Here is an 8,800-nt window from a genome sequence, read left to right on the forward strand (position 1 = left end):
GCTTTAAGCATAGCTTGTCGACCGTGCCGTTATGGGGAACCAAAGCTTACGGCGCGTACACAACAGATAAGAAATAATCAACCAGAATCTAAGAAGGCGACGACTGCTCACGTTGTCGCCTTTTTATGTAATAAAGATGAAAACTATCTATTCTTTGTGTGATATGATGCGGCAAAATTTTCAACCTCACTGACAACATGAAGTTTCCCGGACAGCGCAAATCTAAGCACTACTTCCCTACTCACGCCCGCGATCCAATCTTAAACCAAGCTCGACAAGCACCTAAATTATATCGACCTTTTATTGTCGGCGTAGGCCAGACAATCGTAGACATTGAAGCACGCGTTGATGACGAGTTTCTAAATAAATACGAACTGAGTAAAGGGCACTCTCTGGTTCTGGAAGAAAGCAAAGCGGACGATCTCTATGACGAACTGGTTGAGCGTGGATTGATCACACATCAGTATCCGGGAGATACCATAGGTAACACTCTGCACAACTACTCTGTGTTGGCTGACAGCAAATCGGTTCTGCTTGGTGTAATGTCAAAGAATATCGAGGTTGGGTCTTTTGCGTATCGGTATCTTTGTCGTACTTCGTCACGTATGAACCTCAACCACCTGCAAATGGTGGACGGCCCAATCGGGCGTTGTTATACCCTGATTTCTGACGACGGGGAACGTACCTTCGCGATCAACGAAGGTCATATGAACCAACTGCGTCCGGACAGCATTCCTGAAGAAGTCTTTGATAAAGCCTCAGCCCTGGTGGTTTCTTCATATTTGATGCGAGGAAAACCAGAAGACCCGATGCCAGCAGCCGTCGCACGTGCCATCGACATCGCTAAACAGAAAAACGTACCTGTCGTCCTGACGCTGGGCACTAAGTACGTGATCGAAGGCAATGAAAAATGGTGGCAGGACTACATCAAAGAAAACATCACCATTGTGGCGATGAATGAAGAAGAAGGTCACGCGCTGACTGACGAGAAGACGCCATTGCTGGCTGCAAATAAAGCGCTGGACTGGGTCGATCTGGTGTTGTGTACCGCAGGCCCAGATGGCCTCTATATGGCAGGTTTTACAGACAAATCAGCACTGCGCGAAACTGAGCTACCGATCCTTGAAGGACCTATTGCCAGCTTCAACCAGTTCGAGTTCAGTCGCGCGATGCGTGAGTCGGATTGTCAGCACCCGCAACGGGTTTATTCTCACATCGGGCCATACTTAGGCGGACCTTTAGAGATCAAAAACACCAATGGTGCCGGAGATGCGGCATTGTCAGCCTTGTTACACGATATGGCCGCCAACAGCTTTCATCTTAGGAACGTGCCTAACTCATCGAAACACGATCACACCTACCTGACCTACTCATCGTTGTCGCAGATTTGTAAATACGCCAACCGGGTCAGCTATGAAGTACTCACTCAGCACTCTCCTCGCCTGTCGCGCGCCCTTCCTGAGCGAGAAGACAGTCTGGAAGAAGCCTACTGGGATCGCTGATATCAAACACAAAAAAACCCGCCACCGGCGGGTTTTTCTTTATTCATCAATATCGGTTACTTGGTTTGTTTTGGTTGAACAAACTTACGGCTGACATCCACGACAGCGACATCATTGAAGAAACTTCTACCGAGTAACAACGGAAACGCCAGATGGGTTCTATCTGCCAACGTGAACTCCGTCTTTTGTTTTAAGTCACCAATCTGGATCCAGGCAGCGACAACCGCACGTTTTTGAGATTCATCGCTACTGGACTGCTTAATCTTAACCCAACGTTCAACTGGCAAAGCAAGCTCTTTGCTCTTGAGCTTGTCATGCTCAATTTTAAACTTAACCCATTCTTTGCCATCGCGTTCAAAAGGGATCACGTCAATAGCACTAATGGATGAAGTCGTTGCGCCGGTATCGATTCTCGCTTTAAAGAACTCGGTCAAACCAGGAACATATACCCATTCCTGCTCGCCCAGAATCAGTTTTCCATCCGATGTCTTCTTCGGTAGCGGTTTTGGCTTAGGTTTCACTTCCTGAGGCTTCACCTCAGGTTCAACCTTCTCGGTTTTAACCTCTTCCTTCGGTTGGGTTTCCGGTTGAACCACTTCTGGTGTGGTTACCTCCGTTTTGGGGTTCTCAACCTTAGGCTGTGTTTCCGGCTCCACTGGAACTTGACTGGTTGTCGTACAGGCGACCAGACCACCGCACAACATTAGTGGTAATAACAATTTCCATGGTTTGTTCATTCAAATACCCGATAGTAATTATTTTGAAACGCTCACAATAGCACTGGCAACATAAGGGATGTGTTTCTCGGTCAGGCCGGCGATGTTAATTCGGCCATCTCCCACACCGTAAATCCCATATTCTTCACGCAGTTGTGCCATCTGTTCTGGTGTAAATCCTAGCACAGTGAACATGCCTTTGTGTGACTCAATAAAGTCGAACTGAGCCGTTGCATGAACGTTACGAAGCTCTTCACACAATGAATGGCGTAGCGCCACAAGACGTTGTTGCATACTACTGAGTTCCGCTTTCCACACTTGGGTCAGCTTATCATCCCGCAGGATAGTTTTAACCAGGGCGGCACCATGATCCGGTGGCATCGTGTAGGTGGCGCGTGCCAGCGTCAACAGTTTACCTTTGGCGTTGGCAACATCCACATGGTTTTTACCCACCACGATAGCCGCACCAGTCCGTTCGCGATACAAGCCAAAGTTCTTGGAGCAGGATGTAGTGATCATCATCTCCTCCACATTGTCGGCCATGTAACGCAGCCCTTTTGCGTCCTCTTCCAAACCATCACCAAATCCTTGGTAGGCAATATCGACAAATGGCATGAAGCCTTTAATTATCGATAGTTTGGTGACCTCCTGCCACGCAGCAAAGTCAATATCTGCACCAGTTGGGTTATGACAGCAACCATGCAGCAAAACCACATCATTTGGCCCTGCTTTAGACAGATCGTCCAGCATGCGCGCCACGTCGACCTGCTTGGTTTCCGGGCTAAAATAGTGATAGAACTTCACTTTCAGGCCAGCGGCTTCCATCACGGGTTTGTGATTCACATAACTTGGATTCGAAATCCACACTGTGGTATCAGGCTGGGCCACTTTCATTAAGTCTCCCAACATACGCAGCGCGCCACTGGCACCAGGTGTTTGGATTGCGGCGACACGATCCATCGCAGCTGTGCCCGATAACAGCAAATTGACCATCGACTGGTTAAACTCTTCACAACCAGCAAGACCGACATAGGATTTTGTGGTTTGTGTAGCAACAACGATGTCCTGAGCCTGCTTAATCGCTTCCATCACCGGTGTTTCGCCGGCACTGTTTTTATACACGCCGATACCGAGATCGACCTTGTCTGGTCGAGGATCATTCCGGTAAGCCACAGAAAGAGAAAGAATAGGATCAAGTGCTGGTGTTGGTAAATGTGAAAACATGAAAGTCACAACCCTTTGAAATTCAAGTAGTGACTCACGTTAACACTTGTTCATAAAAATTCGAAGCGAAAATTCTTATCCGATTAAAATTCGGTGAACTTGTGGATGATTTGGTTGGAACTGCCACGCCATTGCAAAGATGGGTCTGCTTTATCCTGTTCAAATCGCCCATCGACCAGCACGTCGATGTATGAGGCAACCTCTTTCTGAGCATCGTTTAACTCTTGCAACGTGTATCCGGTCCACATCCAGATATCTTTGCCAGGACATTCCTTCCTGACGCGCTTAACAAGCTTAAGCACAGCAGAAACATTAGCAGGGTGAAGCGGATCCCCACCTGATAGTGACAAGCCACGTCGCTTTATCCGCGTATCGTTCAGATCATTAATGATCCGATCTTCGGCTTGCTGAGTAAACTCGCTACCAGCATCGAGCTTTTGCGTTGATTGATTGTAGCATCCACGGCATTGATGCACGCATCCTGAAACAAATAGCGTACAGCGTGTCCCGGGACCATTCACCACATCAACGGCGTAATATTGGCAATAATTCATTGTTATTCTCTGCGTCGCACTGCCGGAGACCTGCCCCGGCAGTGCATGTCCGGATTAAAGGTGTTTCACCCGACGTTTCACTTCTTCCTGTTTACCAAAGTTAAACGGACGCGCATCCGGGCTTCCCAGATAACCGCACACACGACGTGTTACCGACACTTTAGAAGAGTCATGATTACCGCACTTCGGACAAGTAAACCCCTTGCTGGTGCAGTCGAACTCGCCGGTGTAACCGCACTCATAACACTCATCGATTGGTGTATTGGTGCCATAGTAAGGCACTCGGGTATAGCTGTAATCCCAAACGTTTTCCAATGCCTCGACGTTCTGCTGCATGTTCGGGAACTCGCCGTAGCAGATAAAACCACCGCTGGAAATTGGCGGATACGGTAACTCGAAGTCGATCTTATCGTACGGATTGACTTTCTTTTCCACATCAAGATGGAAGCTGTTGGTGTAATAACCTTTGTCTGTGACGCCTTCAATGACACCAAACTCTTTGGCATCGATACGGCAGAAGCGATTGCACAAGTTCTCGCTGGGTGTGCCGTACAGGCTAAACCCATAACCTGTCTCATCCGCCCATTGATTCACGGCCTGTTTAAGTCGCGTAATGATGGCCACCGCTTTGTCGCGCAGATCTGCGTCATCGTACACATGTGTCTGATTACTATAGAGCGCATTAATGGTTTCATGAACGCCGATGTAGCCAAGAGAAATAGATGCTCGGCCATGCTTGAAGATATCCGCAATGGTGTCTTCTGCTTTGAGCCGAACTCCGCATGCCCCTTCCATATACAGAATCGGGGCCACGCGGGCACGTACGTTCTCCAGGCGACTGATGCGAGTCTCCAGTGCACGTCGTGCCAGTTTAAGTTTAGTATCCAGTAACTCGTAAAAACGGTGTTCGTCGCCCTGAGCCTGAATCGCGATACGCGGCAAATTGAGGCTCACTACCCCGAGATTATTACGCCCTTCATGGACCAGCTCACCATTCTCTTCATAAGTTCCAAGAAAACTGCGGCACCCCATCGGCGTTTTAAACGATCCGGTCACTTCAACAACCTTGTCATAGTTAAGGATATCCGGGTACATCCGCTTGCTGGCGCATTCAAGTGCAAGCTGTTTGATGTCGTAATTGGCATCGCCTGATTTGTGGTTCAGTCCATCTTTGATTGCGAAAACCAGTTTCGGGAAAACAGCTGTTTTTCGGTTTTTACCTAAACCCGCAATGCGGTTTTTCAAAATAGACTGTTGGATCAGACGTGAAGCCCAGCTCGTCCCCAGACCAAAGCCAAACGTAACGAACGGTGTTTGCCCGTTAGCGGTATGCAGCGTGTTTACTTCGTACTCCAGTGACTGGAAAGCGTCAAAACACTCTTTCTCCGTGCGTGCGTCTGCAAACGCTTGAGGATCGTGAATATCCCACTCGTGCGCAATTTTCAGATGTTTTTTATGGCTGGCGACAACATAGGGCTCAAGAACCTCATCAATCCGGTTGATGGTGGTACCACCGTAAATGTGGCTGGCAACCTGAGCAATGATCTGTGCAGTCACCGCCGTGGCAGTTGAAATTGACTTAGGTGTGTCGATCTCTGCGTTGCCCATTTTGAAACCGTGGGTCAGCATCCCTTTCAAATCGATCAGCATGCAGTTAAACATCGGGAAGAATGGGGCGTAATCCAGATCGTGGTAATGCAAGTCGCCCTCTTCGTGGGCCTGAACAACATCGCGTGGCAGAATGTGTGTCTTCGCATAATGCTTCGCAACAATCCCGGCCAATAGGTCACGTTGAGTCGGGATCACTTTGCCATCTTTGTTTGCGTTCTCGTTGATCAGGTCAACATTACTTTCTTCAATAAGCCCTTCAATTTCCCGTGTCAGTGCACTTTGCTTTTCTCGCGCAATGTCACGATCGTGACGATACTCAATGTAAGAACGGGCCAGTTGTTTATACGGCCCTTGCATTAACTCATTTTCGACCCGATTCTGGATATCATGAATATGAACTTCATCGTATTCTTTAAGCTGTAACTCGACCGCTAACGCAACATTCAGTGCGTAAATCGCGATTTCTTTATCGACATTTTCCGCCGCGGCTTCCACTGCTGCCTGAATGCGGTCCCTGCTGAACGGAGCTCTTGAGCCGTCGCGCTTAATTACGATTGGTTTCACTTTTTCTCCTTACCCCAGCATGCTCGCAGAGTTATCCACAAACACACCATATAGGGTTATTTCTTATCTAACTACCACAATATATTGTGGCGTATTTAACGAGAACGACCACTAAAAAGTATTGATGTAGATCAACCAAAACAGACGGGAGATTAAGAACAAATCGATCTTATTGCGCGTGATCTCAATTGAAAAAGAAACTGTGAAAATTCAATTATTTCCCATATTTGAACTTGATATTTTGCGAGAGTTGATAGGATAAGGAACACAGACATCAGAAGGGTGTATCAAGTATGAAAACGACTATTTTTCGTTCATTTTTATCGGCAGCGATACTATTTGGCTTCTCACTTCCTGCTACTGCTCAATCAGTCGCTGTGACGTCTTGGAATATCGAATGGCTATCCAGTAATCCGTCGCCGTCCGTGACAGAGTCCCAACGTGACGAAGAGGACTTCAAACAGCTTGCGAATCATTTTCGTCAATTCACACCCGGGATCCTGGCATTTCAGGAGGTGAATGATTATGGCGCTATCAATCGCGTGGTCGGTGATGATTACCAGTTGGTGATGTCAGACCGTTCCGAGTCCGGAAACGGGCGCTTTCAGTTTAGCGACATCAATCAATATACAGGGTTTGCGATTAAGCGCGGTATTCCGTTCACTAATGTGAAAGATGTCCGGCTGGACAAAGGCCAAAGTAGCAAACTCCGATTTGCAACTTACGTGATTCTTTATCCAGATTCAAATCGCCCCGTACATGCGTTGTCCGTTCATCTGAAGGCTGGTTGCAGCGGCGCTTACCAAAATGAGCGAGAATGCCGTATTCTTAATTCTCAGGCCAAAGCGCTCAACACGTGGATTTTGGATCGAACCCGTACTGGCCAGCCATACCTGATTATGGGAGATTTCAATCACAATCTGGCTTATCAGGGGGATTGGTTTTGGTCGACCTTAGTGAAAGGTTTGGATGATGAACCTACATTGACGACACGCTACACCAAAGCAGAATGTAAGGTTCGCTCCAACAAAGACCCTAAACGCACTCATCAGTTTAGATCCTTGATCGATCACATTATTGCCAGTCCGGATTTCGATGCCGGGCCGGCAAAACAAAATACGTTTAGCAGTGAGGATGTACTCAAATTTAAACTGAGCGATCATTGCCCTGTCAGCACCCAACTGAAATGGTAACGGCTCTGCCGGGTCTCCCGGCAGAGGTCATCAGCTAGCTCCGCTTCTTCATCACCGAGTAATAGAACACTGATATCGAATTGTGAACATAGGTGGTCCTCCCCGAATCACATCCACGTGTGTCAGGTTATGTCATCTGAGCGGGTGCGTTTTATACTTTCTTGAACGTCAGCATCCAATGCATCGCTCCAATCCCCACCATCATTGCGATAAAAAATGTCCATACCCCAGGGTTACCTAACGCCAGACTCGATACTGCGGGACCTGGGCAAATTCCAGCCACTCCCCAACCGACACCAAATAATGCCGCTCCTCTCAGAAGATTCGCATCAATACGCTTATTGTCTGGCACACAAAATGTGTGAGCCATCACTGGCGCCGATGTCTTTCGAATCGCAAAGAAGTACGCTGGCATGAAGACCATCAAGGCGCCCCCCATCACGAATATCAGACTGGGATCCCACTCGCCAGCAACATCTAAAAAGCCGATCACTTTGGCCGGATCAGCCATGCCTGATATCACCATGCCTAACCCAAACAACATACCGGAAACCCCAGCAGCCAACCGAAACAACACTTTGTTCATCATCAAGAATACTCTCTTATTCTCATACGACGTGAAGACGAATAAACACCGTGACACCGGCCACCAGCATGAACGTCATCGTAGCCACAATAGAACGCCGTGATAAACGACCGATCCCACAAATGCCATGCCCGCTGGTACAGCCATTCCCCAACCGAGTACCCAAACCGACCAACAAGCCAGCCGCCACCAACATCAAAGTGCTGTAGTTAAATTCGTCTGGCGCGTGCTCAGCATAGGCCAGAGCGCCAAGGAATCCACCTGCAACCATACCGACGATAAACATCAATCGCCATGAAAAATCTTCGTGCTTTGGCGTTAATAGCCCTTTCAAAATGCCACTAATACCAGCAATTTTACCGTTCACTAGTAACAGCATCGTGGCCGAAACGCCCAATAGCACTCCACCTGCTAATGATTCCCATGGAAAAGAAAATGACATGACTTCACACTCCTTCACTACTGACAAAACACGCTGTGCAAACTGGTGATCAGGTGCGAAATTCTGGGATCCGCTAAGGAATAAAACACCTGTTGCGACTCTTTTCTCGCCTGAATCATCTGATGCTTTCTCAATACCGTGAGATGCTGAGAAAACGCAGACTGACTGAGCGATGAGTTCTTCTGCAACTGACCCGCCCCAACTTCACCTTGCGTTAACTGGCACAACACCATAAGCCGCTCAGGATGCGCCATAATTTTGAGCAGCTCAGCCACTTCCTCAACGTTTGATTTCATTTGATCAATGTTGGCTGTATCCATAGAAGGTCTCATACTCATACGACTTATTTAGATGTTACTAATAAATGAAACTTAGTCAATACTAAATTAGCATTAACAGATTTAGCAA

The 8,800-nt window shown here is 47.8% G+C and carries 9 protein-coding genes; 2 read left to right on the forward strand and 7 right to left on the reverse strand.

Annotation, left to right across the window (positions count from 1 at the left end):
- Positions 1–197: 197 nt before the first annotated feature.
- Positions 198–1,502, forward strand: coding sequence for an inosine/guanosine kinase (locus CAG65_RS04795; RefSeq protein WP_161452542.1), 1,305 nt, complete (start codon positions 198–200; stop codon positions 1,500–1,502).
- Positions 1,503–1,558: 56 nt separating this feature from the next.
- Here CAG65_RS04795 and CAG65_RS04800 read toward each other — a convergent pair whose 3' ends face one another.
- The 4 genes from CAG65_RS04800 to nrdD form a co-directional block, all read right to left on the reverse strand.
- The gene (locus CAG65_RS04800) at positions 1,559–2,239 is read right to left on the reverse strand and encodes an ATP-dependent zinc protease family protein (protein ID WP_161448444.1); all 681 of its coding nucleotides are present in this window, start codon (positions 2,237–2,239) and stop codon (positions 1,559–1,561) included.
- An 18-nt stretch (positions 2,240–2,257) separates the two neighbouring features.
- Positions 2,258–3,442 carry an amino acid aminotransferase gene (locus CAG65_RS04805; protein WP_161452544.1) on the reverse strand — a complete coding sequence of 395 codons (1,185 nt, stop codon included), beginning with the start codon at positions 3,440–3,442 and terminating at the stop codon, positions 2,258–2,260.
- An 83-nt stretch (positions 3,443–3,525) separates the two neighbouring features.
- On the reverse strand, positions 3,526–3,996 hold the full coding sequence (nrdG, locus tag CAG65_RS04810) for an anaerobic ribonucleoside-triphosphate reductase-activating protein (RefSeq protein ID WP_161452546.1): 471 nt from the start codon (positions 3,994–3,996) through the stop codon (positions 3,526–3,528).
- Between the two features lie 54 nt (positions 3,997–4,050).
- Positions 4,051–6,171 (reverse strand): anaerobic ribonucleoside-triphosphate reductase, encoded by a 2,121-nt coding sequence (gene nrdD / locus CAG65_RS04815; protein ID WP_161452548.1) that lies wholly within the window; start codon positions 6,169–6,171, stop codon positions 4,051–4,053.
- A gap of 293 nt (positions 6,172–6,464) precedes the next feature.
- Here nrdD and CAG65_RS04820 point away from each other — a divergent pair, with 293 nt between their 5' ends.
- A complete protein-coding gene (locus CAG65_RS04820; RefSeq protein ID WP_202599264.1) occupies positions 6,465–7,364 on the forward strand; it encodes an endonuclease/exonuclease/phosphatase family protein in 900 nt (299 codons plus the stop codon).
- 151 nt (positions 7,365–7,515) lie between these two features.
- Here the strand turns inward: CAG65_RS04820 and CAG65_RS04825 are convergent, their stop codons facing one another.
- Genes CAG65_RS04825 through CAG65_RS04835 form a run of 3 tightly spaced genes read right to left on the reverse strand, consistent with a single transcriptional unit; the run spans position 7,516 to position 8,712 of the window.
- The gene (locus CAG65_RS04825; protein WP_161452554.1) at positions 7,516–7,950 is read right to left on the reverse strand and encodes a YeeE/YedE family protein; all 435 of its coding nucleotides are present in this window, start codon (positions 7,948–7,950) and stop codon (positions 7,516–7,518) included.
- 22 nt (positions 7,951–7,972) lie between these two features.
- Positions 7,973–8,392 carry a YeeE/YedE family protein gene (locus CAG65_RS04830; protein ID WP_021705344.1) on the reverse strand — a complete coding sequence of 140 codons (420 nt, stop codon included), beginning with the start codon at positions 8,390–8,392 and terminating at the stop codon, positions 7,973–7,975.
- A 17-nt stretch (positions 8,393–8,409) separates the two neighbouring features.
- Entirely contained in the window at positions 8,410–8,712 is a 303-nt protein-coding gene (locus tag CAG65_RS04835; RefSeq protein ID WP_021705345.1) for an ArsR/SmtB family transcription factor, read from the reverse strand.
- Positions 8,713–8,800: the final 88 nt, after the last annotated feature.

It is taken from the genome of Vibrio sp. V39_P1S14PM300 (assembly GCF_009904765.1).
Lineage (GTDB): Bacteria > Pseudomonadota > Gammaproteobacteria > Enterobacterales > Vibrionaceae > Vibrio > Vibrio proteolyticus.